Here is a 26643-nt window from a genome sequence, read left to right on the forward strand (position 1 = left end):
GGCGCAGGTCCCTTACCAGCGAATTTCCGCGCATCAGCCGTGCAGCCGACGGCGGCGCCAGTAGGCGACGGTGACGACCCCGAGGAGCGGCCCCCAGAGCACCAGCGGGGCGTAGCAGAGGGTCATGAGCCACCAGCCGGCTCCCGTGGGCGCTCCCGGTGCCTCCATGCTCGTGCTCCAGTGGAAGGAGGCCGAGACGGTGACCAGGGTGACGGCGACGGCTCCGAGAACAGCCGGTACGACGGCCGCGAGGGGCGGGATCCGGCGACCGCGCAGCCAGGGGATCCAGCTCGGCACCACCTCGCCCCAGCGCTGCACGAGGCCGAGGGTGAGGAGGCCGAGGCCTTCGGCGAAGAGACTGAGGGCCACCAGGTAGAAGGACCACTTGCCCGGGAAGAGCTCGGCTTCCAGTCCGCTGCCGACGCCCCAGCCGACGGGTATGCCGACCGCGATGGCCAGCCTCCACAGACCGCTCGGGGCGAGGGTGAGGGCGGCCGCGTGTGCGGCCCAGCGGATCGGCCGGCTGACAGCGGGGGCGGTCGGGGCGGTCGGGGCGCTCGGCGAGGCGGGGGCGGCAGTGAGCGTGGCCATCGTCCAAGTCCTTTTCGTGAGGCGGTCGGTGATGACTCAAGCCTGGTCGGGCCGGCCTGCCGGGACCATCGACCGATCAGCAGGCCCGTGGTGGCGGCGCGGGGGCCGGCTCTGCCGAACGGCAGATGCTCCGCCCCCGTCAGCGCTCGTAGGGTCGCCCCATGACCGTGAACACGCGTGCGTTCTATGCCCCGTTGCTGGCTGCCGGGTCGGCCGGCGGCCTCTTCGCCGCGTTCCTGGGGGTACCGGCGGGGTGGGCACTGCTCTGGTCCGGTCTCCTGCTGCCGCTGCTGGCTCTGGTGGCGCGCTGGTCTCCGGCGCGTCCGGGGGCCGCCGCGGCGTCGCTGGGCGTGGCGGCCGTCGCGCTGTGGCCGGTACCTCTGATGTGGGGGACGGCGTCGTGGCTGGAGATCTGCGGGGCGGCGGCGTTCTGGGCGGTGCCCGCGCTCGGGGCCCTGGCGGCCGGGGGACACCTGCGCCGTCAGGCGAGCCGGATGCGCCGGGCCGTCCGGGACGGCCGACGGGACCAGCAGCTGGAACTGGCCCGGGACCTGCACGACTTCGTGGCGCACGACGTGAGCGCCATCGTGGTGCAGGCCCAGGCAGCCAGGTTCGTGGCGGACCAGGACCCCGAGCAGGCGGTCCGGGCGCTGGAGCGGATCGAGGCGGCGGGGCTCGGCGCGCTCGCCTCGATGGACCGAACGGTGCACGCGCTGCGCGAGGCGGCCGGCGTGCGGTCCGCCTCGGTCCCGGGGACCTCGGAGCTGCCCGGACTGGTGGAGCGGTTCGAGGGCGGTGTACTGGACGCCGATCCCACGGCGGTCCGGGACTTGTCGCGGGAGGCGGACACCACCGCGTACCGGGTGGCCGTGGAGGCCTTGACGAACGTACGCCGGCACGCGCCCGGGGCGGCGATCGTACGGGTGCGCCTGCACCGGGTCGCGGATGGCATCGAGCTGAGCGTGGCCAACTCCGCACCGGCCCGGGGCGCGGGCGGACTGCGGGGACCGGTGCGGCGGCGGAGCGGAACGGGGCTGGCCGGTCTGCGCGGCAGGGTGGAGGCGGCGGGCGGGACACTGCGGGCCGGCGCGAGCGCCGACGGAGGGTGGCGGGTTCGCGCTGTTTTCCCGGCCCAGGGACGCACCCTCGGGTGATCATGGCGACGTGACCACACGCATCCTGATAGCCGACGACCAAGATGACATCCGCAGCGGTTTCCGGTTGATCCTGGACTCACAGCCGGACATGACCGTGGTGGGGGAGGCCGCGGACGGGGAGAGTGCGGTGGCGCTGGCCCGAGAACTGCGGCCCGATGTGGTGCTCGCGGACATCCGGATGCCGCGGCTCGACGGGCTGGAGGTGACCCGGCTGCTGGCGCCGCGGACACGGGTGGTGGTGGTGACCACCTTCGACCTGGACGAGTACGTGCACACCGCGCTGCGCAACGGCGCCTGCGGCTTTCTGCTGAAGCGGTCCGGGCCGACGCTGCTGATCGAGGGGGTCCGGGCGGCGATGGCGGGGGACACCCTGATCAGTCCGCAGATCACGGTGCGGCTGCTGAGCCGCCTGGCGCAGGCGGGTCCGGTCGCCCGTCCCGCGACGCATCCGCTGACGGAGCGGGAGGTGGAGATCGTGCGTCTGGTGGCGCGGGGGTTCACCAACGCCGAGATCGGCGCCGAGCTGTTCATCAGCGCGGGGACGGCCAAGACCCACATCGCGAACGTCCAGGCCAAGCTGGGGGTCCGGAACCGGGTGGGAATCGCCGCCTGGGCATGGGAGCACGGCGTCGCCACGCCGGATTCACACGCGGACCCCCACGACATCCCGTGAGGGCGGTCCCGCGTCCCGCTCATGTTTCACGTGAAACGACGTTGCGGGTCAGCGGCCAGGAGAGCAGGCCGACGGAGAGCGCGATGGCGTGGCCGAGGTCCGTGAAGGTGCCGCCGGTGACCAGGGGCATCCCGAAGAAGGCGACCGCTCCGGCCAGGTAGAGCCATCTCCAGGGGCTGCGGAGCCGGTAGGTGAGGACGCCGATGGAGGCCGCGAGCCCGTAGCTGACGCCGATGTCGACGACGTGGGTCATGCTGTGCGGGGCCCGGTGGTCCTGGATGGCCGTCAGGAGGATCTTCTGGCTGACCAGCGTGGCGACGATATGGGCGGTCGCGACGATCAGGAGCCAGCGCAGGGTGCCGAGCCAGCGTTCGACGGGGGCGTGGAACACCTCGAAGAGCACGGCGTAGAGGGCGAGCGAGGCCGGGTTCGCGATCCAGAAGGCACTGCTGACGAGCGCCCGGACGGGGTACTTGACGAGCTGGTTGATGTTGCTGCTGTTGCGGTGGAGCAGGACGCTGTCGACGCGGTCGGGTGCGACCGCGACGATGACGCTGGTGACGGCGATGATCAGAAGCCAGATGTGCGTTCCGGGCGAGGAGCGTATCCAGGACCGCAGCGGCCTGGACGGCTCCGGCTCGGTGTGCGCGACCATGCACCGATGATGCCGCGCGAACCTGTGCCCCGCCTGGCCGGTGGGCCGGGCGGGGCACAGGTTCGAAAGCGCTGCGGTGGGACCTACTCCTCGCCCGCCAGGGTGAGGCGGCGCAGCTTCTGGCCCGCGTAGACGGTGGCGCTCACGGTGACCGCGCAGAGCAGGATCACGGCGGTGGGCAGACCGACGGTGGCGTCGACGTACCCGTTCCCGGCGACCTTCTCCGCGACGGACAGGGCCCACTGCTGGACACTGAGCGTCTTGGCCCCGGAGACCAGGCTGCCGAAGAGCGACTCCCAGATCAGGGCGTAGACCAGTCCGAAGACGACCGCGTGCCGGCTGACGGTGCCGAGCAGCAGGAACAGCGCGCTGTAGGCGATCGAGGCCACGAGGGCGGCGATCGTGTAGGCGACGGCGATCTGCTGGCCGTTGCCGTTGAGGATGTATCCGGCGATCAGGGTGGGGATCGCGGAGAAGACCATCGTGACGGCGATCGCCACGATCAGCTTGGTCATGATGATCTTCGGGCGCTTCACCGGCTTGGCGAGCAGGTAGACGATGGAGCCGTCGTCGATCTCGGGGCCGATGGCTCCGGTGCCGGCGATGACGCCGATCAGCGGGACCATGGTCGCGAGGGCGAAGCCGCCGAGGAGGTCGGCCGCGACCTTGTCGTCCACGCCGACGAAGGCACGGACGACGAGGGCGATGACGATCAGCAGCGCGGGCAGCGCCAGGAGGATCAGCGCGCGGCGTCGGCCGAGCAGGGCCCGGTAGGTGAGCCGGGCAACGGTGGGTTCGTACATGGGTGCCAGCTCCTTTCAGGCCGCGACGAGGTAGGAGAAGACCGACTCGAGGGACTCGTCGGAGGGCGAGACCGTCAGCAGCCGGATGCCGTGTTCCCGGGCCACGCGGGGCAGCAGCTCGGTGAAGCGGCCGAAGTCGACGGCCTGGATGCGCAGCGCGCCTTCCTTGAGGTCGACCTCGATGCCGGCGGTGGAGGGATCCGCGATCAGGGCCGCGGCGAGGGCCCGGTCGTCGGAGGAGCGGATGAGGTACCGGTGCGGACGGTCCGTCATCAGGCGGCGGATCTTGCGGAAGTCGCCGGAGGCGGCGTGCCGGCCGGCCACGACCACCTCGATGTGCGAGGCGAGCTGCTCGACCTCCTCCAGGATGTGGGAGGAGAACAGGACGGTGCGTCCCGAGTCGCCCATGCGCCGCAGCAGGTCCATGAGCTGCATGCGCTGGCGCGGGTCCATGCCGTTGAACGGCTCGTCGAGGAGCAGCACGGCCGGGTCGTGGACGAGGGCCGAGGCCATCTTCACGCGCTGGCGCATGCCCTTGGAGTACGTGGAGATCTTGCGGTCCTGGGCGTACTCCATCTCGACGGTGGCGAGCGCCCGCTGGGCGGCCGCGTCGTCCAGGCCGTGGAGTTCGGCATTGGCGACCACGAACTCCCGGCCCGTGAGGAAGTCGTACATGGCCTCGCGCTCGGGCACGACACCGATCTGCTTGTAGACCTGCTCGTTCTGCCAGATCGGCGCGCCGTCGAGGGTGACGGTGCCCGTGGAGGGAGCGAGGAACCCGCCCATCATGTTGATGAGGGTGGATTTCCCGGCACCGTTGGGGCCCAGGAGGCCGGTGACACCGGGGCCGATGGTCATGGTCACGTCGTTGACGGCTACGACGTTCCCGAACCAGCGGGAGGTGTGGTCGATGTCGATGGTGGTCACAGCCCGGCCTTCCGGTAGCGGGCCATCAGGGCGGCGTAGGAGCCGACGATGAGGCCGAGGGCGACGAGCAGGTAGACCACGCCGACACCGGCCGAGGGGCCCTCGCCGCCGGGGAAGGCGGAGGTCGCGTTCAGGAACGCGGTCTGTACGCCGTCGATGAGGGTGATCGGGGAGAACAGGCCCATCCACTCGATGGCCCCGGTGTTCCCGGTGCTGTAGGAGATCCCCTGGACCGCGGTCACCGCGCCGAACGGGATCAGCAGCACCGCGATGATCGCGGCGACGCCGAACCCGCGACGCGGGGTGAGCGCGGCCATGACCAGGCCGAGGCCCGCGAAGAGCAGCGACAGCAGCAGAACCGACACGAGTCCCTGCCCGAATCCCTTGGTCTGATGGGCGAAGTCGAACTTCGCGAGGAGCGAGCCGATCCACATGATCAACAGCGGGGTCGCGGTGAGGATGAACAGGGCCGAGGCCATGGCCGCGTACTTGGCCACCACGTAGTCGACGCGTTCGATGGGCCGCGAGAAGTAGAGCGGCACCGTCTTGAAGCGCAGGTCGCGCGAGACCGACTGCGGGGCCTGCGACGCCAGGAAGAGGCCGATGATCACCTGGGTGGTCAACGCGTACGTCGTGTACTTGATCGGCAGGTCGGTGGAGCCGGGTACCGCGATGGCGACCGCGACGATGATCAGCGCGGGTACGCACATCACCGCGAAGAGAAGCATCGGGAGGACCTTGGACTTGGCGGAGCGGCCGAGTCCGTAGGCACCGCGCAGGGACTGCGAGAACAGCGACTTGCGGGCGTAGGCGCGGCCGAGCCGGGGTCCGTCGTAGGACCGGTAGCCGATGTTGTGGATCTGGGTCGAGGTGTCAGGCGCCATCGGAACCGGCTCCCTTCTGCTGGACGGTGGGCGAGGGCTGGTCGTTGTCGCGGAAGACCTCCGCGATGTGGTGACGGCGCTGCTCCATGCGGACCAGGCCGATGCCCAGGTCGGCGACGGTGTCGCGGACGGTGTCGTACGTCTCCTCGCCGGTGGCCTCGACGAGGAGGATGTGACCGGCCCCGGGCAGGCCCTGCTCCTCGCCGACGTGCAGGGTGACCCCGGCCTCGGTGAGCGCCTTGCGCAGGGCGGCGGCGCCGTCCGGGTGGGTGTCGGAGTCGGTGACCTCGACCGCGAGGGTCGTGGTGATCTGGGTGAAGTCGCTGGTGGAACTGGAACGCAGCAGCTTGCCGCCGTCGACGACGACCACGTGGTCGCAGGTCCGCTCCAGCTCACCGAGGAGGTGGGAGGTGACCAGGACTGAGATGCCGAAGTCGGTGTAGATCCGGCGGATCAGGCCGAGCATCTCGTCGCGGCCGACCGGGTCCAGGCCGTTGGTCGGCTCGTCGAGGAGCACCAGCTGGGGGTCGTGGACGAGGGCTTGGGCGAGCTTGACGCGCTGCTTCATGCCGGTGGAGTAGCCGCCGATGGGGCGGTAGCGCTCCTCGTACAGTCCGACGTGGCGCAGGGTGTCGGCGGTGCGCTCGCGGGCCGCGGTCGGCGGCAGCCCGGACATGCGCGCCATGTGGACGACGAACTCGGTGGCCGAGACGTCGGGTGGCAGGCAGTCGTGCTCGGGCATGTAGCCGACGCGTTCACGGATGGCGCTGCCATGCGTGTGGACGTCGAGGCCGAGCACGGCGGCGCTGCCCTCGGTGGCGGGGGACAGTCCCAGCAGAATCTTGATCAGCGTGGACTTGCCGGCTCCGTTGGCACCCACGAGGCCGGTCACACCAGGCCCGATGTCCAGGGAGAGCCGGTCGAGGGCGGTCACTCGGGGGTACCGCTTGCTCAGGCTTTCGGTCGCGATGACAGTCACGGGTTCGACGTTAGTGGCGTAGCTCTCGCGAAACGTCAGACCTGGAGTTGGATCCCGCCTCAGCCTTCAGGCGTACACACCCGTACTGGAGGCTGATGTGGACCCGACAACTTTGTCCACAGGTCCGTGCACGACCCTTGACGTGATCTCCGGTCATTGTCACATTCATCAGTGTCAACTTACGGGCGCGTACGGCTACACGGATGGACGGGCTGAGATGGCTGGGGACACCAAGCAACGCACCGCGCGACTCTCCGGACGGCTCTCCGGACAGCTCTCCGGACGGCGCTCCGCCGACCTGAGCGGCTTCAGAGAGGTGCAGCGCCTGGCGTACGAATGCGCCGAGGCCGTCGCCGCGCAGCTGCGGCCCGGGGTGACCGAGCGCGAGGCCGCGCGAATGCAGCGCGAGTGGCTGCGGGAGCGCGGGGTGCGGGACTGGTTCCACCTGCCGTTCGCCTGGTTCGGGGACCGCACCGCCTTCGCGAACTTCAAGATCCCGCTCCAGTTCTTCCCGACCGACCGGAAGCTGGAGCCGGGGATGCCGTTCATCCTCGACATGGCGCCGGTCCACAAGGGGTACGCGGCCGACATCGGCTATTCGGGCAGCCTCGGGCTCAATCCGGTGCAGGACCGGCTCATGTCCGATCTCCAGGCGCACCGCACGCTGATCCTGGAGCAGGTGCGCGACGGTCGCTCGCTCCGCGAGATCTACGAGAACGTCGAACGGCTGATGACCCGGCAGGGGTACGCCAACCGACACCGGGCCTATCCCTTCGGCGTGATCGCGCACAAGATCGACCGCGTCAAGGAGCGGCGCTGGTCACCGACCGCTTTCGGCTTCGGCACCCAGTCCCTCAAGGGACTGGTCGGTGACGCCCTGCACGGCCACCGCGAGGGCTGGTCCCCGCTGTGGAGCCCGTACCACTTCTCCGACCACCCGCCGCAGCCCGGCCTGTGGGCGGTGGAACCCCACCTCGGATTCCGGGGTACCGGCGCGAAGTTCGAGGAGATCTTGGTCGTCACCGACTCCCAGGACCCCGAGGAGAGCGCGTTCTGGCTGGACGACGATCTGCCGCACGTGCGGCGCTGGGCCGAGGAGAAGGCAGCATGAGCGACATGGATGGAGCGGCAGCGGTGGGCCTGACGGGTGCGCGTGAGCGCCGGGTGAGCACCGGGGGGGTGGAGCTGTGCGTCGTCGAGCTCGGTGAGACGGGCCGGCCGACGGTGGTGCTGGTGCACGGCTACCCGGACAGCAAGGAGGTCTGGTCGGAGGTCGCCGAGCGGCTCGCGACCCGCTTCCACGTGGTGCTCTACGACGTACGCGGCCACGGGCGCTCCACCGCACCGCAGCCGCTGCGCGGCGGCTTCACCCTGGAGAAGCTGACCGACGACTTCCTGGCGGTGGCGGACGCGGTCAGCCCGGACCGGCCCGTGCACCTGGTCGGCCACGACTGGGGCTCCGTACAGGGCTGGGAGTTCGCGACGGTCGCCCGCACCGAGGGCCGGATCGCCTCCTTCACCTCGATGTCGGGGCCGTCCCTCGACCACTTCGGACACTGGATCAAGAAGCGGATGGCGCGGCCCACCCCGCGAGCGGCGGCGCAGCTCCTCGGCCAGGGCGCCAAGTCCTGGTACGTCTACATGCTGCACACCCCCGTGCTGCCGGAACTCGCCTGGCGCGGGCCGCTCGGCAAGCGGTGGCCCGCGATGCTCCAGCGCGTCGAGAAGGTTCCGGCCGGCTCCTATCCGACGGCCTCGCTGCCTTCGGACGCGGCGCACGGTGCCTGGCTCTACCGCGACAACGTACGGCCGCGACTGCGCCGGCCGCGCCCCGACGCGTACGCCCACGTACCGGTGCAGCTGATCACCCCGACCGGGGACGCCTTCCTGTCCGAGCGGCTCTACGACGGCCTGGAGCGGTGGGCCCCGGACCTGGTGCGCCGGACCCTGCCCGCCAAGCACTGGGTGCCCCGGACCCGGCCCGACCAGCTGGCCGCCTGGATCACCGAGTTCGTCGACGACCGGGAGGAGCCCGCCACGCGGGCGCCGGAACGGAAGGCCCCCGGCAGGTACGCCGACCGCTTCGCGGGCCAACTGGTCCTGGTCACCGGCGCGGCCAGCGGCATCGGCCGGGCCACCGCCTTCGCCTTCGCCGAGGCCGGGGCCCGGGTGGTCGCCGTCGACCGCGACGCGGAAGGCGCGGTGCGCACGGCCGACATGGCCCGCCTCGTCGGCGCCCCCGCAGCCTGGGCCGAGTGCGTGGACGTCAGCGACGAACAGGCGATGGAGAAGCTCGCGGCCAAGGTCGCCGCCGAGTACGGAATCGTCGACGTCCTGATCAACAACGCCGGGATCGGCCTGTCCGGCGCCTTCCTCGACACCACCGCCGAGGACTGGAAGAAGGTCCTGGACGTCAATCTGTGGGGTGTCATCCACGGCTGCCGGATCTTCGGGAAGCAGATGGCCGAGCGCGGCCAGGGCGGACACATCGTCAACACCGCCTCCGCCGCCGCCTACCTGCCTTCCAGGACCCTGCCCGCCTACAGCACCTCGAAGGCCGCGGTGCTGATGCTCTCCGAGTGCCTGCGCGCCGAACTGGCCTCGAAGTCGATCGGCGTCTCCGCGATCTGTCCGGGCATCGTCAACACCAACATCACCGCGACCTCGCGCTTCGCCGGGGTGGACGAGGCCGAGGAGAAGCGCCGCCAAGAACGCTCCTCACGGCTGTACGGGCTGCGCAACTTCCCGCCGGAGAAGGTCGCCGACGCGATCCTGCGGGCGGTGGTGCGCAACGAGGCCGTCGTACCGGTGACCCCCGAGTCCAAGGGCGCCCTGTGGATGTCCCGCTTCGCCCCGCGCGCCCTGCGACGCATCGCGAGGCTGGAGCCGAAGTTGTGAGCGTGGTGAGCGGGTCCTGGGACCGGATCGACCTCGACCGGCACCCGATCGGCCCGTGCCGGATGACGTTCGACCGCGGCGGCCCGCCGCGCCACTCGCTCGGCGCGCACGACCGCGCGGTGGTCAAGGGCCCGCCGCCTCCGTGGAGAGAGCCCGGCACGGCCATACCCCGCTCCATCCGGCGGTCGTACCATCCCTCGCAGGAGGGCTCGCTGCGCAGGGCGGTCGAGTACCTCGCGGCCTCACCCGCCGCCCGGGCCGCGGCGGGCGCGGTCGGCCGAGCCGCGATGTCGTAGGGAGCCGGGATTGTCCGATCAGGCGGTAGCCGAGTACCGGATCGAGGATCTGGCACACCACAGCGGGGCGACGGTGCGCACGATCCGGGCGTACCAGGACCGTGGCCTGCTGCCGAAACCGGAGCGGCGGGGCCGTTCCAACGTCTACCGGGACACGCATCTGGCGCGGCTGCGCCAGATCGCGGACCTTCTGGACCGTGGCTACACCCTGGCCTCCATCAAGGAGCTGCTGGAGGCCTGGGACGCGGGGCGCGGGCTGGGCGGCGTGCTCGGGCTGGTCGCCGAGGTGCACGGGCCGTGGACCGACGAGGAGGCGGCCCGGATCAGCCGGGAGGATCTGAACCAGCGGTTCGGCGGCCGCCCGGACGACGAGGCCGTGGACGAGGCGTGCGAGCTCGGGGTGCTGGAGCGGATCCCGGGGCGCCCGGACCAGTTCCTGGTGCCCTCCCCGCAGGAGCTGGCGGTGGCCGCCGAGCTGTACGCGGCCGGGGTACCGCTACCGGCGATCACCGGGCACCTGCGGGAACTGCGGGGACAGGTGGAGCACATCGCCTCGCGGTTCCTGGAGTTCACCACCGAGCACGTCTTCGCGCGCTACCTCGGACAGGTGCCGCCCACGGACGCGGACGCGGCGGAGGCGGCGACGATGGTGCGGCGGCTGCGGCCACTGGCCCAGCAGACGGTGGACGCGGAGCTGGCGCGGGCCATGCGGCTCTTCGCGACCCGGCACCTCCAGCGGCACCTGGGGTCGGCCGGCACCCTGGGGCCGACGGGACCCTCGCCGGTGGCGCTGCCGGCCGGGACGGTGCGGGCGGTGCAGGATCTGGTGGGCGCCGATCATGTCGCGGAGTTCGTCCGGGCCGCGACGGAGCGGGAGCTCCAGGCCCGGACGATGAACGATCTGGCGCGCCGCGGCGAGCGGTGACGCCGCGGCGAGCGGCGACGCCCGGGCGAGCGGTGACGCCCGGGCGAGCGGTCGCGGTGCGGGGCTCGGTCACACCCGGTCAAGCCCGATCCACAGATTCCACAGGTTCCACAGGGCGGATCACGCGTTTGTCGTCAAAACCCACCCAAACGGCTGTGGACAAGTCCCCTTTTCCTGTGGGCAACTGAGTTGCCGTCTCACCCGACGGTCTCGTACGTCGCCTTGGTGGGGCTCGCTCCGTCCACCGGAGCCGGCTTCACGCTCCGTCCGAACCGGCCCCCGAACCTGGACCTGGGCCCGGAGCCGGTTCCGGAGGGGGTGACGGACCTCGACCCGGTCCCGTACAGGAGGGCGGCCAGGGCCAGGCCGAGGATCCCGCCGACCAGCTGGGCGCCGACGAATCCGGGCAGCGACTCGGGGGCTATGCCGGTGAAGGAGTCGGTGAAGCTGCGCCCGATGGTGCCCGCCGGATTGGCGAAGGAGCCGGAGGAGGTGAACCAGATCGCGGCCGCGATGTACGCGGCGACCGCCGGCGGAACGAACCTGGGGCGCCCGGTCCGGCCGAGTCCCTGGATCAGGAGCACCAGACCGGCGGTGGCGACCACCTCACCGATGAGCAGGTGCCCACCGTCGCGCACCTGGGTGGCGAAGGTGCCCGGGGTCCGACCGAACATGACCTCCGCGACAAGTGCTCCACCGATGGCTCCCGCGCTCTGGGCCGCGGTGTAGACGAGCGCCTCGCGGCCGCCCAGCCCCTCCCCGCCGATCCGCCTGGACCACCAGGAGGTGAGGGTGACCACCGGGTTGAGGTGGGCGCCGGACAGCGGCCCGAAGATCGTGATGATCAGCCCGAGGCCGATCGCCGAGGCGAACGAGTTGGCGATGAGGGCGACACCGGTGTCGCGGCTGAGCTCGGCGGCCTTGAGCCCGGAGCCGATCACGACCACGAGCAGGCCGGCGGTGCCGACCAGCTCAGCGGCGGCACGGCGTGACAGTGAGGGTTGGGCTGTCATGGTTTCTCCCTCTGAACAGAAGTGGCAATGGAAAATATATTCCGCATCTTGGAAGAGCGATAGAGGGTGTCCACCAGCTGTCACCACCGGTCGTCCCCGAAAAATCCCTGCCCCGAGGCGGTCGGACGGGGCACGCTGGGGCCATGGATGAAAGACGCACCGTGAAGGTGTCGAAGTACGTCTCGAAACACCTGCGACACCAGCCGGAACGCATCGGACTGGTGCTCGATCCCCACGGCTGGGTGGAGATCGACGACCTGCTGCGCGCGGCCGCCGCGCACGGCTTCCCCGTCAGCCGGGCCGAGCTCGACCACGTCGTCGTCGCCAACGACAAGCGGCGGTTCGCCGTCGAGGGCACCCGGATCCGGGCCAGTCAGGGGCACACCGTCGCCGTGGACCTGGATCTTCCGGAGGCCGAACCGCCCGCGTACCTCTACCACGGCACCGTCGCCGCCGCCCTGGAGCCGATCCGCGCCGAGGGCCTGCGCCCGATGGCCCGCCACCATGTGCACCTGTCCCCCGACCGGGAGACCGCCACCCGGGTCGGCGCACGCCGCGGCAGGCCCGTCGTGCTCGGTGTGGACGCCGGGGCGATGCGTGCGGCCGGGCACGTCTTCCGGATCAGCGCCAACGGGGTGTGGCTGGTGGACGCCGTACCGCCGCAGTTCCTGCGCTTCCAGTAGATCCGGGTCAGGGCACCGGAATTCACGCAGAGATTGTCCGACCATCCCCCTAATGTGTGAACCACTCCGGGATCAGTGAGGGGGGACCTCGCGATCACCGAACCATCCCTGTATGCACGCGAGGTGACGCCCTATGACGTCCACGTCCACGCCCCCGTCCACGCCCCCGTCCACACCCTCGTCCACGCCCCACAGCTTCCAGGTCGATCTGCGCGGCCTGGTGGACCTCCTCTCCCACCACCTGTACTCCAGCCCGCGCGTCTACGTCCGCGAGCTCCTGCAGAACGCGGTGGACGCGATCACCGCGCGCCACGCCCTCGACCCGGCGGCGGAGGTCCGTATCCGCCTCTCGGCGTCCGGCGGCCGTGTGACCATCGAGGACAGCGGCATCGGCCTGACCGCCGCCGAGGCCCACTCCCTCCTCGCCACCATCGGCCGTAGCTCCAAGCGCGGTGGCGACGGCGCCGATCTCGACGAACAGGACCTGGAGGCGACCCGCCAGGGCTTCCTCGGCCAGTTCGGCATCGGTCTGCTCGCGTGCTTCGTCGTGGCCCGCCAGATCCGGGTCGTCACCCGCTCCGCCCGCGACCCCCGAGCCGCGCCCGTCGAATGGCTGGCCACGGACGACGGTTCGTACACCGTCCGCGAACTGCCGCACGAGGAAAGGCCGGAGCCCGGCACCACCGTCGTACTGGAGGCCCGCCCGGGCGCCGCGGAATGGGCCGTCCCGGCCAAGGTCGAGGAACTGGCCCGCGACTACGGGTCCCTGCTGCCGTACGACATCACCTTCGACGACGGCGAGGGCGGCGAGCCGCGCCCCGTCACCGACCGGCCCGCCGTGTGGGACCGCTCCTTCCCCACCCCGACCGCCCGTCGCGTCGCCCTCGCCGGCCACTGCGCGCAGCTCTTCGGTTTCACCCCGCTCGACAGCATCGACCTCGACCTCCCGGTCGCCGGCGTCCGCGGAGTGGCGTACGTCCTGCCCGAACCCACCAGCCCCGCCCACCGCGCCGGACACCGCGTCCACCTCAAGGGCATGCTGCTGACCGACCGGGCCGACAACCTGCTGCCCGACTGGGCGTTCTTCGTCCGCGCCGTCCTGGACACGGACACCCTGCGGCCCACCGCCTCCCGCGAGAACCTGTACGACGACGAGACCCTTGCCGCCGTACGGGACGCTCTCGGCGCGCGCGTCCGCGGCTGGCTGGCCGAGCTCGCGGCGAGCGATCCGGACCGCCTGGCCGCCTTCCTGCAGGTCCACCACCTCGGTGTGAAGTCCATGGCCCGGCACGACCCCGAACTGCTCGGGCTGATGCTGCCGTGGCTGCCGTTCGAGACCAGCGACGGCTCGATGAGCCTCCAGGAGTTCGCGGCCGCCCACACGGACATCCACTTCACCCGCACCGTCGAGGAGTTCCGGCAGATCGCACCGATCGCCGCGGCCCACGGGCTCGGCGTCATCAACGCCGGATACACCTACGACGCGGACCTGCTGGCCCTGCTGCCCGCCGTGAGGCCGGAGCTGAAGGTCACCGAGCTCGATGCCGGGGCCGTCACCGAGCGGCTCGACCCGGTGCCGACCGCGACCGAACTGGCGCTCGCCCCGTTCCTGGCCACCGCGCGCGCCCGACTGGAAGCGCAGGGCTGTGACGTGGTGCTGCGCGCCTTCCAGCCCGTCTCCGTGCCCGCGCTGTACCTCGACGACCGGCAGGCCCGCCAGGAGCGCGACCGCACCGCCGCGCTGGAGAGCGCCGATTCCCTGTGGAGCGGCATCCTCGGCGCGCTGCGCGGCTCCGCACCCCGCGCCCGTCTGGTCCTCAACCACAACAACCCGCTCATCCGCCGAATCGCCGCGCTGCCCGACGAGGCACTGACCGGTACGGCCGTCGAATCGCTCTACGGGCAGGCCCTGCTGATGTCCCAGCGGCCGCTGCGCCCGGCCGACTCCACCCTGCTCAACCGGGCGTTCCTCGGCCTCCTGGAGTGGGCGACCCACTCCACCGATGCCCGCGATGCCCAGGAGGACCAGAAGTGACGACGCTGACGCGCGAGGAGATCGTGCGGGGTCTGGCGGAGAACCGCGAATCGCCGAACGGCGCCGCGCGCAACGCCCACGCCGAGGCCTTGGCCGGCGCGGCCGAGACGAGCGGTGACCAGGCCCTGTTCCGCGAGGCACTGGACAACCTGATCAACGCCTATCTCTACAGCTCCGAGTCGTCCAGGATGCTGGTCCCCTTCGCCCGGCTGCTCCAGGAGTACGACAAGGACCCGGGGGCCTTCTCCCACTGGGACGCGCACTCGCTGTTCTGGCAGTTCAAGTGGGTGGCCTCGGCCATCTCCGACTCCCCCGGGATTCCGCTGGAGTCGGCCACCGGCTGGCTGGACGAGATGGATCGCCGCTACCGGATCGCCGGCTACAGCGAGCGGCCCGTACGCGAGGCCGAGCTGTGGCTCGCCGACGCGATCGGCGAGGACGAGCGCGCCGAGCGGGCCTTCCGGCGCTGGCTCGCCGCCGAGCGGGACGACATGAGCGACTGCCGGGCCTGTGAACTCAACGGTCAGGGCCAGTACGCCGTCCTGCACGGCAACGACGCCGAGGCCCTGGAGCTGTGGAAGCCCGTCCTCGACGGTGACCTGACCTGCGCCGAGGAGCCCCACCGGCTGCTCGCCACCTCACTGCTGCCGCTGCTGCGGCTCGGCCGGGCCGACGAGGCGCGCTCCCACCACCTGCGCGGCTACCGCATGGCCCGCGGCAACGAGAGCCTGCTGCCCTCGGTCGGCAAGCACATCGAGTTCTGCGCCCTCACCGGCAACGAATCCCGCGGCCTGGAGATCCTCGCCGAACACGCCGCCCATGTGGCTCCGCTCGCCAACCTCGACGACCGGCTGGCCTTCCACGGCGCCATCCTCGTGCTGCTGCGCCGCCTGCGGGAACTGGGCCATGGGCGGACCCCGGCCGTGCCCTACGAAGGCACCCCGCGAAACGTCGACGAGCTGTACGAGGTGCTCTACGCGGGCTGCCTGGACATCACCCGGCAGTTCGACGCGCGCAACGGCACCACCCGGGTCTCGGAACGCTTCCACGCACAGGTGGACCGGGAACCGCTGCTCGCCGCGCTGCCGCTGGGGGTCCGCAGTGCGGCGCTGCCGCAGACGGCCCCGGCCCCCGCTCCCGGTCCCGCTGCCCCCGGATCCGGGCCGGCCCTGACGGCCGCCGCCTTCACCGACCTGGTGGAGCGGGCCCGCCGCGCCCGGGACATGGGCCATCCGGGCACGGACGCACTGTGGGCCGAGGTGGCGGTACGGCTGGACGCGCAGCCGGAGGTCGATCCGCTGGTCCGCGCCGACCTCGCGGACCAGCAGGCCCTGGCCGCCGGTCGGCGCGGCGACAAGGAGGCGCCGGAGCTGCTGAGCGCGGTCCGGGAGAACTACCGGGCGCTCGGCCTCGCCGAGCGGGTGGCGCTCGCGGAACTGCGGCTGGCCGGTGTGGCAGCGCAGTCCGGAGCCGCGCCGGCGGAGGTCCGGGCCCTGCTGCGCGCCGCCCTGCGGTCCGCCGAGGCGCTGGACGCGGCCGAACCGCTGCGGGCCCGGCGCATCGCGCTCGCGGAACTGTCGGCGATCCGGATGGAGTCGTACCTGCGCTCGGTGGAGGCACCCGACGCGGACGACCACCACGACCACCACGGGGTACTGGCCGCCGAACTGACCGACTTCGTCGCCGCCCATGAGGGCACCGCGGCGGATCTGGTGGCGGAGGCCGAGGAGATGCTGGGCCGGGTGGCGCTGACACAGGGCGACCCGGAACGAGCCGTGCCGCTGCTCGCGGCGTCCGCCGCACGGGCGGTCCTGGCGGGTCGGCCGTGGCAGGCCGTGGACCCGCTGGTGCTGCGGGCCGGGGTGCTGATGACGCTGGAGCGGCAGGAGGAGGCCGAGGTCGCGGCGCGCACCGCGCTGGAGCATGCCGCGGAGGTGACCGACGCCGAGACGCAGGGCGTCGTACGGCTGGCGCTCGCGGACATCCTGCTGCAGCGGGGCGACGCGGCCGGCGAGAGCGCGGAGCACGCGCTGGCCGGAGCCCACTGGTTCGACCAGGCGGGGCTCACGGCCGACGGCGGGGCCCATGCCCGCCTGCTGCTGGCCCGGGCGTACGCGGGCGACGGACGCAGCGCCGAGGCGGCGGAGATCCTGCAGTCGGCGTTGGTCGACCTGCTGGAGCACGGCGACCAGCAGGAGGTCTCCGTACGGGAGTTCCTGGGCGATCTGCTGCGGCGGCTGAACGAACTCCGGCCGGCGGCGGAGCAGTACCTGCTGGCGGCGGAGGTCACCAAGGACTGGGAGGATCCCCGTCCGCAGGCGGGCCTCGCGCATTCGGCCGCCGACGCCCTGAATGACGCGGGAATGGCCGTGGAAGCGGCCGCCGCCTACGAGCGGGCCCTGGAGCTGCACCGGCTGACGGGCGAGGTCCCGGTCGCCGAGGTGCGGATCCTGCGTTCGCTGGCCTGGCTGGGGCTGCGCGAGGAGGTCACCGTCGCCACGGTGGCGGGAGCGCGGAAGCGGATGGAGGAGGCCGTCGAGGTGCTGGAGGCGGCCTTGGCGGCGGATCCCGGAGCCCCCGGGCTGCGGTCCGAACTCGCCCAGACCTGGCACCAACTGGCGCAGGTGCTCGACCGACACGTCCATGCGAATGGCCGGTCCCAGGAGGACGAGGACGACGACGAGGAGGACGAGGACACCGAGGGTGAGGCCGAGGCGGAGCGGGCGACCCCGCTGAGTCCCGCGGAGGTCGACGCGCTGCGTCTGGAGGAGATCGAGCTGTGGGACCGGTCCGCCCGGGTCTACGCCGAGCTCGGCCCCGACCATCTGCGGGACCGGTTCCAGAGCCTGAACAACGCGGCCTGGACCGAGCAGGAGCGGGGCGACGCGGACGCGGGCTCCGACCGCGTCTCCGCGCTGATCGACGAGGCCCGGGCGCTGCCCGAGGGCGACCTGCCGGACTGGCTCCTGCCGGCTGCGGAGCGCCTGCTCGCGCAGTTGAACGACGGGGACTAGCGGTACGGGTCCCGGGGGGGGGGGGGGGGGGGGGGGGGGGGGGGGGGGGGGGGGGGGCCGCCGGCGGGGGGGGGGGGGCCGGGGGGCGGGGGGGGGGGGGGGGGGGCGCGGGCGGGGGGGGGGGGCGCGGGGGGGGGGGGGGGGGGGGGGCCGGGGGCCCGGGCCGGGGGGGGGGGGGGGGCGGCGCCCCCCCCCCCCCCCGCCCCTTTTCGCGGACCGCGTCAGGAAGCGGTCGGCGGCGTCGGACCGCCGGGCGTGTCCTTGTGCGCGATCTTCCCCAGAGCGTCCTTCGCCTTGCCCGTTCCGCTCGTGATCTGCCCGCTGTACTTGCCCTTGGTCTTGGAGTCCACGGCCTTGGCCACCTTGTCGAGACTCTCGCCGATCCGGCCCTCGTGCTGCTGGGCCAGGTCGCCGACCTTGTCCTTCGCCGGACCGAGCTTGGCCTTCAGATTGTCCAACAGGCCCATGGGTCACCTTCCGTCGGCGGTCACTACGTGCGGGCGCCCTCACCGGTCTCGCTGTCCGCGGCCACCGGGGCCGCCGGCTGCTTCGGAATCTCCACGACTCCCGCCTCCGGAGACTTCTCGGCAACCGGCTCGGCCTCCTCGGCCGCACCGGACTCCGCCGCCAGGTCCACCGCCGCGACCTCCTCGGTCACGACATCGCTCTTACGACGAAAAAACCGATCAAAAACGCCCATGTCTACTCCCGTAACGTTACTCGTGTGAGTGAAGTTCCGCGTCGACCGGACCGGCCTGCGCCGGGCGTACGCAGGGCGTATCTCCGGCCGGAACCTCGCCAGGGCAACGACCCCGCCCCCACCCCGTCACGTAACTCGATCGGGTACATGCCGTGAGGTTTGCGAGACTGGGGCCGTGAGGAAAGCAGCCCCCGCTCCGCGGGTCATCGCCGTCGTAGGTCCTACCGCGGCAGGAAAGTCCGACCTGGGCGTAGCCCTGGCCCGCCGATTCGACGGCGAAGTCGTCAACGCCGACTCCATGCAGCTGTACCGGGGGATGGACATCGGCACCGCCAAGCTGACGACGGAGGAGCGCGGCGGTGTCCCGCACCACCTCCTCGACATCTGGGACGTCACCGACACCGCCAACGTCGCCGACTACCAGCGGCTGGCCCGCGTGGAGATCGACAAACTGCTCGCCGAGGGCCGCACCCCCGTCCTCGTCGGCGGATCCGGCCTGTACGTCCGGGGCGCCCTCGACGTCATGGAGTTCCCCGGTACCGACCCCGAGGTCCGCGCCCGCCTGGAGGAGGAGGTCACCCTCCGAGGCTCCGGCGCCCTGCACGCCCGGCTCGCCGCCGCCGACCCGGCCGCCGCGCAGGCGATCCTGCCCAGCAACGGCCGCCGCATCGTCCGCGCCCTCGAGGTGATCGAGATCACCGGCCGCCCCTTCACCGCCAACCTGCCCGGCCACGAGTCCGTCTACGACACCGTGCAGATCGGCGTCGACGTGGCCCGCCCGGAGCTCGACGAGCGGATCGCACTGCGGGTCGACCGGATGTGGGAGGACGGGCTGGTGGACGAGGTCCGCGCGCTGGAAGCCCGTGGGCTGCGCGACGGAATCACCGCCTCCAGGGCCCTGGGCTACCAGCAGGTCCTGGCCGCGCTCGCCGGCGAGTGCACCGAGGACGAGGCCCGGGCCGAGACGGTCCGGGCGACCAAGCGGTTCGCCCGCCGTCAGGACTCCTGGTTCCGCCGGGATCCGCGCGTGCACTGGCTCAGCGGAGCCGCCGCCGACCGTGGGGAACTCCCCGGACTCGCGCAGTCGTTGGTCGAACGAGCGGTCACAGCCTGATCACGTGATGGCATCGGGACGCCTCACGCGCCAGTAGCGGGGCCGGGGGCGTGCCATCATCAAACTCCAGCGGGTGCGATCACCTGCGATGAACGGCGGCGTACTGAGTCCGAGTGGGGAGGGCGCGTGGCGATGGAGGCCGGCCCTCGCGACACCGGGCGGGACGACACCCAAAGGGAAGCGGATCCGATGCTTCTGGACGGGACGGACGGAACGGACGGGCCCACGGGGCTCGGGCTGCCCGCCGATCCGGCGCGACTGACCCCGGACGGCCCGGACGCCCCGGACTCCGCCGAGGCGGAGGCCGCGGCCGGACCCGAGTTCGAGGTCGAGCTGCGCCCGCAGCGCCGTCTGCGCCTGTGGCAGATCGCCCCCATCGCGATGCTCGCCGCCACCGGTTCGCTGATGTTCGCCTTCCCGCTCGCCTTCGAGTTCGGAGACGGCGGTGCGGTGGTCGCCATGCTCGGGTTCCTGATCAGCTGCTGCGCCGGAGGCTGGGGAATGATGGCCGCCCGACGGGTCGGCTACACGTGGCCCGGTCTCCCGGCCCGAGGGAGCGGTCGCCGCCCCGACTGGCGCATGGCCGCGCTGTACGCCGTCGTCGCGCTGGCCGTCGTAGGTCTCGCGGTGTACCGGGTCGCCCGGCTCCGCTGACCGCCCCCCGGCCGGTGCCGCCCTCGTCGATTCCGTCCCTCGGACGGTCCGGCACCTCTGAGCTGCGGCTCGGTACCATGGGCGGGTGACGCAGACCACCCTCTCCTTCCTCAAGGGCCACGGCACCGAGAACGACTTCGTGATCGTTCCGGACCCGGACAACGCCATCGAGCTGCCCGCGTCCGCCGTCGCGAAGTTGTGCGACCGGCGCGCCGGGATCGGCGCGGACGGCGTCCTGCACGTCGTCCGGTCCGCCGCGCACCCCGAGGCCGCGCGCCTGGCCGACGAGGCGGAGTGGTTCATGGACTACCGCAACAGCGACGGCTCCATCGCCGAGATGTGCGGCAACGGCGTGCGCGTCTTCGCCCGCTACCTCCAGTACGCCGGGCATGTCGAGCCCGGCGACCTCGCCGTCGCCACCCGCGGCGGCGTCAAGCGCGTGCACCTCGACAAGGCGGGCGACGTCACCGTCTCCATGGGCCGCGCCGAGCTGCCCGCCGGCGAGGTCACGGTCGGCGTCGAGGACCGGAGCTGGCCCGCGCGCAACGTGAACATGGGCAACCCGCACGCGGTGGCCTTCGTCGAGAGCCTCGACGACGCCGGGAACCTCTTCACCGCTCCCGCCTTCAGCCCGGCGTCGGCCTACCCCGCGGGGGTCAACGTCGAGTTCGTCGTCGACCGCGGCCCCCGGCACGTCGCCATGCGCGTCCACGAGCGCGGCTCCGGCGAGACCCGCTCCTGCGGCACCGGCGCCTGCGCCGTCGCCGTGGCCGCCATCCGCCGCGACGGCGCGGACCCGGCCGTCACCGGCGACGCGGTCGCCTACACCGTCGACCTCCCCGGCGGAACCCTGGTCATCACCGAACACCCCGACGGGCGGATCGACATGACCGGACCGGCCGTGATCGTGGCCGCGGGGGAGTTCGACAGCGCCTGGCTCACCGAAACGGCTTTCGGCTGAAGCTTCCCTCTAATGGGTGATCCGTTTCACGCTGAGCGAGAGGTGGACTGCGCCACGTGGTGGGGTCGGTAACATCAGGCACCGGCCCTGAGGGCTCCACCCATGCCCACCACCGCCGGTCGAAGCCGCCGGAGGTGCCCATGAGTGCAGAGGCCACGAACCCCGAAGCACACCCCGAAGCGCGCCCTGAGCTCCGCAGACGGGGGCGGACCAGGCTCGATCTGCGCCGCCTCGGGCGTGCGGCCCTGCTCGGGCCGACATCGCGAGACCGACTTCCGGACGCCATCGGCCATGTGGCCGAGGCGCATCGGGCCCACCATCCGGACGCCGATTTGTCCATTCTGCGCCGCGCGTATCTCCTCGCGGAGACCTCGCACCGCGGCCAGATGCGAAAAAGTGGTGAGCCGTACATCACACATCCGCTCGCCGTCACCCTGATCCTCGCCGAACTGGGCGCCGAAACCACCACCTTGACGGCCTCTCTGCTCCACGACACCGTCGAGGACACGGACGTGACCCTCGATCAGGTCCGGGCGGAGTTCGGCGACGAGGTGTGCTTCATCGTCGACGGCGTCACCAAGGTGGAGAAGATCGACTACGGCGCCGCCGCCGAACCCGAGACCTTCCGCAAGATGCTCGTCGCCACCGGCAACGACGTCCGCGTCATGTCCATCAAACTCGCCGACCGGCTGCACAACATGCGCACTCTGGGCGTGATGCGCCCCGAGAAGCAGGCCCGCATCGCCAAGGTCACCCGCGACGTCCTCATCCCGCTGGCCGAGCGACTCGGCGTCCAGGCACTCAAGACCGAGCTGGAAGACCTCGTCTTCGCGATCCTGCACCCCGAGGAGTACGAGAGCACCCGCGCGCTCATCGCCGCCCACGCCGGGGAACGTGACCCGCTGCCCGCCATCGCCGACTCCGTACGCGGCGTCCTGCGCGAGGCCGGCATCACCGCCGAAGTGCAGGTCCGGCCCCGACACTTCGTCTCCGTGCACCGCATCGCCCGTACCCGCGGCGAGCTACGTGGTTCCGACTTCGGCCGCATCCTCGTCCTCGTCGGCGAGAACGCCGACTGCTACGCCGTGCTCGGCGAGCTGCACACCTGCTTCACCCCGGTCATCTCGGAGTTCAAGGACTTCATCGCCACCCCCAAGTTCAACCTCTACCAGTCGCTGCACACCGCCGTCGCCACGCCCGAGGGCTACGTGGCCGAGGTCATCGTGCGGACCCGGCAGATGCACCGCGTCGCCGAGGCCGGCGTGGTCGCCCTCGGCAACCCGTACGCCACCGCGACGCCCGACACCGCCGCCACCGACCCGGACGAGGAGCGCGTGGACCCCACGCGGCCCGGCTGGCTGTCCCGGCTCCTCGACTGGCAGCAGTCCGCGCCCGACCCCGACACCTTCTGGACCGTGCTCCGGGCGGAGTTGGCCCAGGATCGGGAGATCACCGTGTTCCGGGCCGACGGCGGGACGCTGGGCCTGCCGGCCGGCGCCAGCTGCATCGACGCCGCCTACGCGCAGCACGGCGCGGCGGCCCACGGCTGTATCGGCGCCCGGGTCAACGGGCGCCTCACCTCCCTGTCCTCCTCGCTGTCCGACGGGGACACCGTCCAACTCCTGCTCGCGCAGGACGCCTCCTCCGGACCCGCCGTCGAGTGGCTGGACCACGCGCGCACCCCCACGGCCCGGATCGCCATCAGCAGCTGGCTCGAAGCCCACCCCGACCGGGCCATGGCCACGACCTCGGCCGCCCGGGCGCCGCTGTCGGTGGTCGGAGCCCGCGGCGGCGGGGGCAACGCCGTCGCCGACCTCCCGGACGCCACCGTGCGACTCGCCGGGTGCTGCACCCCGGTGCCGCCGGACGCCGTCGCCGGCTTCCTGGTCCGCGGCGGAGCCGTCACCGTGCACCGCATCCACTGCGCGGCGGTGGCGCAGATGCGTGCCGTGGGGCGTACCTCCGTCGCCGTGCACTGGCGGGCCACGGCGGACTGTCGGGTCACCCTGCGCGCTGAATCGTTCGGCCGCCCGCATCTGCTGGCCGATCTGACCGAGGCCATCGCCCGCGAAGGGGTCGAGGTGGTCTCCGCGACCGTGGAACCGCCGGTCGAGCAGCGGGTCCGGCACAGCTACACCCTGCAGCTGCCCGACGCGGCCGGGCTGCCCGCACTGATGCGGGCGATGCGGGACGTGCCGGGCGTGTACGACGTCAGCCGGGTGTAGCCGCCGGGCGCGAGGGGCGTGCCGACGGCGATGCCGGCCCGACTCCCGTCCGCCGGCACGCCCGACTCCTGCCTGAAGCTCGCTCGAAGTCCGCTCGAAGTCCGCTCGAAGTCCGCCTGACTCCCGCTCGACGTCCGTGCGAGGCCCACCGGGTGCGGACGTAGGCCGGGACGGCTCCGGAAGGCCCCGTTCGGGTGGACCCGTCGCGCGCCGTTCGCGGCCGTGCGGCGGGCGCTGGTAAGCGGTGGTGGATGCAGCTCTCCTCCCCGCGCCTGCGCGCCGCCCTGCTCGCCGCGGCCTCCCTCACCCTCGTCGCCGCCGTCCTGCCCCCGCCGATGCCCCAGGGCATCGGCGACCGGCTCTTCCCGGAGCTCGGGAACCCCGGGTACGACGTGCTCTCGTACGACCTGTCCTTCGCGTACAAGGACAACGTGACCCCACTCGACGCGGTCACCGTCATCGACGCCCGCGCCCTGGAGCGGCTGGAGCGCATCAACCTGGACTTCACCCACGGCAAGGTGGCGTCCGCCGAGGTCAACGGGGAGCCGGCGCGGTTCGAGAGCGCGGGGGAGGACCTCGTGCTCACCCCCGCGCGACCGGTGGCGGAGCGGATGCCCCTGCGCATCACCATCCGGCACACCAGCGATCCGCGCGGCCGCGGGGACGGCGGCTGGGTGCCCACGGAGGACGGCCTGGCCATGGCCAACCAGGCGGACGCCGCCCACCGCGTCTTCCCCTGCAACGACCACCCCGCGGACAAGGCGATCTTCACCTTCCGGATCACCGCTCCGGCCGGGCTCACGGCCGTCGCCAACGGGGAGTCGGTGGCCCCCGCCGTACGGCTCGGCCCCACGACGACCTGGACCTACCGGACCCGGCACCCGATGGCCACCGAGCTGGCCCAGGTCTCGGTCGGCCGATCCGCGGTCGTGCACGGCACCGGACCGCACGGGCTGCCGCTGCGCGACGTGGTCCCCGCCCAGGACCGGGAGCGCCTGGATCCCTGGCTGAAGAAGACCGCGGGCCACATCGCGTGGATGGAGGAGCGGGTCGGCCGCTACCCCTTCGAGAACTACGGGGTGCTGATCGCGCGGGCCACGACCGGATTCGAGCTGGAGACGCAGACCCTCTCGCTCTTCGAGAGCAACCTGTTCGCGGGTGAGGGCTACCCCGACTGGTACGTGGAGTCCGTGATGGTCCACGAACTCGCCCACCAGTGGTTCGGCGACAGCGTCACCCCGCGGACCTGGTCCGACCTCTGGCTCAACGAGGGACACGCCACCTGGTACGAGGCCCTGTACGCGGACGGCCTCGGCAAGTACTCCCTGGAGCGGCGCATGCGCGAGGCGTACCAGCGCTCCGACCAGTGGCGGGCGGCGGGCGGCCCGCCGGCCGCCCCCAAGGCCGCCCCGCCCGGAGAGAAGATCGGGCTGTTCCGTCCGGTGGTCTACGACGGGTCCGCGCTGATCCTGTACGCCCTGCGGCAGGAGATCGGCGCCCAGGCCTTCGACCGGATCGAGCGGCGCTGGGTGGCGGAGAACCGGGACGGGATCGCGGGGACGGCCGACTTCGTCCGTCTGGCCTCGCAGGAGGCGGGTCGCGACCTGACGGCCTTCCTGGAGCCCTGGCTGTACGGGACCACGACCCCGCCGATGCCCGGGCACCCGGAGTGGAGCGGCAAGGCGGCCGCGGCGCCCGGCAAGGCGTCCTGAGTCCCGCCGCGCCCGCCTCCGGGGCCGCCGGCGGGCCCGCGGCCGACGGGAGCTCCCGAAAAAAGGGTGTGACCGGTGAGGAACGGGCATGTCACCATCGACGGGGCCACGCGGGGAATCCCCCGGCGGTGTGACACGTTGGACGTGACAGTTAACGTGACACTGCTATTCGAATCGACGTTAGGATCCAATGACCTCCTCTTCTTCCCCTTCCCAGGACGCGCGGGACGCACAGGATGCGCGGGACCCGCAGAGCTTCACCGAGAGCCTTCGGGCCGATGCCCTGATGGAAGAGGACGTCGCCTGGAGCCACGAGATCGACGGAGACCGGGACGGCGAGCAGTTCGAACGCTCGGAGCGCGCGGCCCTGCGTCGCGTGGCGGGCCTCTCCACCGAGCTCGAAGACGTCACCGAGGTCGAGTACCGACAGCTGCGCCTGGAGCGCGTCGTGCTGGTCGGCGTCTGGACCTCCGGCACGGTGATCGACGCCGAGAACTCCCTCGCGGAGCTCGCCGCCCTCGCCGAGACGGCGGGTGCCCTCGTACTCGACGGTGTGATTCAGCGCCGTGACAAGCCGGACCCGGCGACCTTCATCGGTTCGGGCAAGGCGCGCGAGCTGCGTGACATCGTCATGGAGAGCGGCGCCGACACCGTCGTGTGCGACGGTGAGCTCAGCCCCGGCCAGCTCATCGCCCTCGAAGACGTCGTCAAGGTCAAGGTGGTCGACCGGACCGCGCTGATCCTCGACATCTTCGCCCAGCACGCCAAGTCCCGAGAGGGCAAGGCGCAGGTCGCGCTCGCGCAGATGCAGTACATGCTGCCGCGCCTGCGTGGCTGGGGTGCCTCGCTGTCCCGCCAGATGGGTGGCGGCGGCGGTGGCGGCATGGCGACCCGAGGTCCCGGTGAGACCAAGATCGAGACCGACCGTCGACGGATCCGCGAGAAGATGGCGAAGATGCGCCGGGAGATCGCGGACATGAAGACCGGCCGTGACATCAAGCGGCAGGAACGGCGCCGCAACAAGGTGCCCTCGGTCGCCATCGCCGGTTACACCAACGCGGGCAAGTCCTCGCTGCTCAACCGCCTCACGGGCGCGGGCGTACTGGTGGAGAACGCGCTGTTCGCCACCCTCGACCCGACCGTGCGCCGGGCCGAGACGCCGAGCGGCCGGGTCTACACCCTGGCCGACACCGTCGGCTTCGTCCGGCACCTGCCCCACCACCTGGTCGAGGCCTTCCGCTCCACGATGGAGGAGGTCGGGGACTCCGACCTGATCCTGCACATCGTGGACGGTTCGCACCCGGCACCGGAGGAGCAGCTGGCGGCGGTGCGCGAGGTGATCCGCGAGGTCGGCGCGGTGAACGTGCCCGAGATCGTCGTGATCAACAAGGCGGACGCCGCGGATCCGCTCGTGCTGCAGCGGCTGCTGAGGATCGAGCGGCACTCCATCGCCGTCTCGGCCCGGACGGGTCTGGGCATCGAGGAACTCCTCGCGCTCATCGACTCCGAGCTGCCGCGGCCCGAGGTCGAGGTGGAGGCCATGGTGCCGTACACGCACGGCTCGCTGGTCGCCAAGGCGCACGCCGAGGGCGAGGTGATCTCCGAGGAGCACACCCCGGACGGCACCCTGCTCAAGGCGCGGGTCCACCACGAACTGGCGGCGGACCTGGCGCCGTACGCGCTCGCGAAGCACTGAGCGTGCCGGACGGCGTGACGGTTTGATGGCGTGACTGAGTGACTGCTT

At 71.9% G+C, this 26643-nt stretch carries 23 protein-coding genes and 1 pseudogene; 15 read left to right on the forward strand and 9 right to left on the reverse strand.

What is annotated here, in order from left to right; translation table 11 throughout:
- Positions 1-33: 33 nt before the first annotated feature.
- A complete protein-coding gene (locus ACGFYY_RS13645) occupies positions 34-591 on the reverse strand; it encodes a hypothetical protein (protein ID WP_393709117.1) in 558 nt (185 codons plus the stop codon).
- A 161-nt stretch (positions 592-752) separates the two neighbouring features.
- Here ACGFYY_RS13645 and ACGFYY_RS13650 point away from each other — a divergent pair, with 161 nt between their 5' ends.
- Both ACGFYY_RS13650 and ACGFYY_RS13655 read left to right on the forward strand, forming a co-directional pair.
- The gene (locus ACGFYY_RS13650; RefSeq protein WP_393709119.1) at positions 753-1745 is read left to right on the forward strand and encodes a sensor histidine kinase; all 993 of its coding nucleotides are present in this window, start codon (positions 753-755) and stop codon (positions 1743-1745) included.
- A 10-nt stretch (positions 1746-1755) separates the two neighbouring features.
- The gene (locus ACGFYY_RS13655; RefSeq protein ID WP_393709121.1) at positions 1756-2421 is read left to right on the forward strand and encodes a response regulator; all 666 of its coding nucleotides are present in this window, start codon (positions 1756-1758) and stop codon (positions 2419-2421) included.
- Between the two features lie 19 nt (positions 2422-2440).
- Here the strand turns inward: ACGFYY_RS13655 and ACGFYY_RS13660 are convergent, their stop codons facing one another.
- The 5 genes from ACGFYY_RS13660 to ACGFYY_RS13680 form a co-directional block, all read right to left on the reverse strand.
- Complete coding sequence (locus tag ACGFYY_RS13660; RefSeq protein WP_393709123.1) at positions 2441-3076, reverse strand: rhomboid-like protein; 636 nt, start codon at positions 3074-3076, stop codon at positions 2441-2443.
- Between the two features lie 83 nt (positions 3077-3159).
- Positions 3160-3879, reverse strand: a complete 720-nt coding sequence (locus tag ACGFYY_RS13665; RefSeq protein WP_365264877.1) for an ABC transporter permease — start codon at positions 3877-3879, stop codon at positions 3160-3162.
- A gap of 15 nt (positions 3880-3894) precedes the next feature.
- Positions 3895-4806: an ABC transporter ATP-binding protein gene (locus ACGFYY_RS13670; RefSeq protein ID WP_365264875.1), complete on the reverse strand. Its 912-nt coding sequence runs from the start codon at positions 4804-4806 to the stop codon at positions 3895-3897.
- Entirely contained in the window at positions 4803-5690 is an 888-nt protein-coding gene (locus ACGFYY_RS13675; RefSeq protein ID WP_030755524.1) for an ABC transporter permease, read from the reverse strand. The genes ACGFYY_RS13670 and ACGFYY_RS13675 overlap by 4 nt, the downstream gene beginning before the upstream one ends.
- Positions 5680-6669, reverse strand: coding sequence for an ABC transporter ATP-binding protein (locus ACGFYY_RS13680; protein WP_365264872.1), 990 nt, complete (start codon positions 6667-6669; stop codon positions 5680-5682). Before ACGFYY_RS13680 ends, ACGFYY_RS13675 begins: the two co-directional genes overlap by 11 nt.
- Before the next feature lie 217 nt (positions 6670-6886).
- Between ACGFYY_RS13680 and ACGFYY_RS13685 the strand changes: the two genes are divergently transcribed.
- From ACGFYY_RS13685 to ACGFYY_RS13700, 4 genes and pseudogenes are all read left to right on the forward strand, one after another.
- A complete protein-coding gene (locus ACGFYY_RS13685; protein WP_393709128.1) occupies positions 6887-7780 on the forward strand; it encodes a M24 family metallopeptidase in 894 nt (297 codons plus the stop codon).
- The gene (locus ACGFYY_RS13690) at positions 7777-9567 is read left to right on the forward strand and encodes an SDR family oxidoreductase (protein ID WP_393709130.1); all 1791 of its coding nucleotides are present in this window, start codon (positions 7777-7779) and stop codon (positions 9565-9567) included. The genes ACGFYY_RS13685 and ACGFYY_RS13690 overlap by 4 nt, the downstream gene beginning before the upstream one ends.
- Before the next feature lie 83 nt (positions 9568-9650).
- Positions 9651-9863: pseudogene (locus ACGFYY_RS13695) on the forward strand (metal-dependent hydrolase); the annotation flags it as partial.
- 10 nt (positions 9864-9873) lie between these two features.
- Positions 9874-10788, forward strand: a complete 915-nt coding sequence (locus tag ACGFYY_RS13700; protein ID WP_393709132.1) for a MerR family transcriptional regulator — start codon at positions 9874-9876, stop codon at positions 10786-10788.
- Positions 10789-10985: 197 nt separating this feature from the next.
- On the opposite strand, the gene ACGFYY_RS13705 is transcribed toward ACGFYY_RS13700, so the two are convergent.
- The gene (locus ACGFYY_RS13705) at positions 10986-11801 is read right to left on the reverse strand and encodes an aquaporin (protein WP_393709134.1); all 816 of its coding nucleotides are present in this window, start codon (positions 11799-11801) and stop codon (positions 10986-10988) included.
- Positions 11802-11944: 143 nt separating this feature from the next.
- Between ACGFYY_RS13705 and ACGFYY_RS13710 the strand changes: the two genes are divergently transcribed.
- The 3 genes from ACGFYY_RS13710 (at position 11945) to ACGFYY_RS13720 (ending at position 17533) form a co-directional block, all read left to right on the forward strand.
- Complete coding sequence (locus ACGFYY_RS13710; protein WP_393709136.1) at positions 11945-12484, forward strand: RNA 2'-phosphotransferase; 540 nt, start codon at positions 11945-11947, stop codon at positions 12482-12484.
- A gap of 133 nt (positions 12485-12617) precedes the next feature.
- Positions 12618-14519: an HSP90 family protein gene (locus tag ACGFYY_RS13715; RefSeq protein WP_393709138.1), complete on the forward strand. Its 1902-nt coding sequence runs from the start codon at positions 12618-12620 to the stop codon at positions 14517-14519.
- Entirely contained in the window at positions 14516-17533 is a 3018-nt protein-coding gene (locus ACGFYY_RS13720; RefSeq protein ID WP_393709140.1) for a tetratricopeptide repeat protein, read from the forward strand. The genes ACGFYY_RS13715 and ACGFYY_RS13720 overlap by 4 nt, the downstream gene beginning before the upstream one ends.
- Positions 17534-17754: 221 nt before the next feature.
- Here ACGFYY_RS13720 and ACGFYY_RS13725 read toward each other — a convergent pair whose 3' ends face one another.
- Positions 17755-18000 (reverse strand): antitoxin, encoded by a 246-nt coding sequence (locus tag ACGFYY_RS13725; protein WP_365272367.1) that lies wholly within the window; start codon positions 17998-18000, stop codon positions 17755-17757.
- A 23-nt stretch (positions 18001-18023) separates the two neighbouring features.
- The gene (locus ACGFYY_RS13730; protein WP_393709143.1) at positions 18024-18191 is read right to left on the reverse strand and encodes a gliding motility protein; all 168 of its coding nucleotides are present in this window, start codon (positions 18189-18191) and stop codon (positions 18024-18026) included.
- 217 nt (positions 18192-18408) lie between these two features.
- On the opposite strand from ACGFYY_RS13730, the gene miaA reads away from it, so the two are divergent.
- From miaA to hflX, 6 genes are all read left to right on the forward strand, one after another.
- Positions 18409-19347 (forward strand): tRNA (adenosine(37)-N6)-dimethylallyltransferase MiaA, encoded by a 939-nt coding sequence (gene miaA / locus ACGFYY_RS13735; protein ID WP_365272362.1) that lies wholly within the window; start codon positions 18409-18411, stop codon positions 19345-19347.
- Positions 19348-19473: 126 nt separating this feature from the next.
- Positions 19474-20001, forward strand: coding sequence for a hypothetical protein (locus ACGFYY_RS13740; RefSeq protein WP_393709145.1), 528 nt, complete (start codon positions 19474-19476; stop codon positions 19999-20001).
- An 85-nt stretch (positions 20002-20086) separates the two neighbouring features.
- Positions 20087-20962: a diaminopimelate epimerase gene (gene dapF, locus ACGFYY_RS13745; protein WP_393709147.1), complete on the forward strand. Its 876-nt coding sequence runs from the start codon at positions 20087-20089 to the stop codon at positions 20960-20962.
- A gap of 140 nt (positions 20963-21102) precedes the next feature.
- Positions 21103-23187 (forward strand): HD domain-containing protein, encoded by a 2085-nt coding sequence (locus tag ACGFYY_RS13750; RefSeq protein WP_365272357.1) that lies wholly within the window; start codon positions 21103-21105, stop codon positions 23185-23187.
- A gap of 251 nt (positions 23188-23438) precedes the next feature.
- On the forward strand, positions 23439-24899 hold the full coding sequence (locus ACGFYY_RS13755; RefSeq protein ID WP_393709150.1) for a M1 family metallopeptidase: 1461 nt from the start codon (positions 23439-23441) through the stop codon (positions 24897-24899).
- Positions 24900-25089: 190 nt separating this feature from the next.
- Positions 25090-26595 carry a GTPase HflX gene (gene hflX, locus ACGFYY_RS13760; protein WP_393709152.1) on the forward strand — a complete coding sequence of 502 codons (1506 nt, stop codon included), beginning with the start codon at positions 25090-25092 and terminating at the stop codon, positions 26593-26595.
- Positions 26596-26643 lie beyond the last annotated feature (48 nt).

It is taken from the genome of Streptomyces sp. NPDC048331 (assembly GCF_043201215.1).
Classification (GTDB): domain Bacteria; phylum Actinomycetota; class Actinomycetes; order Streptomycetales; family Streptomycetaceae; genus Streptomyces.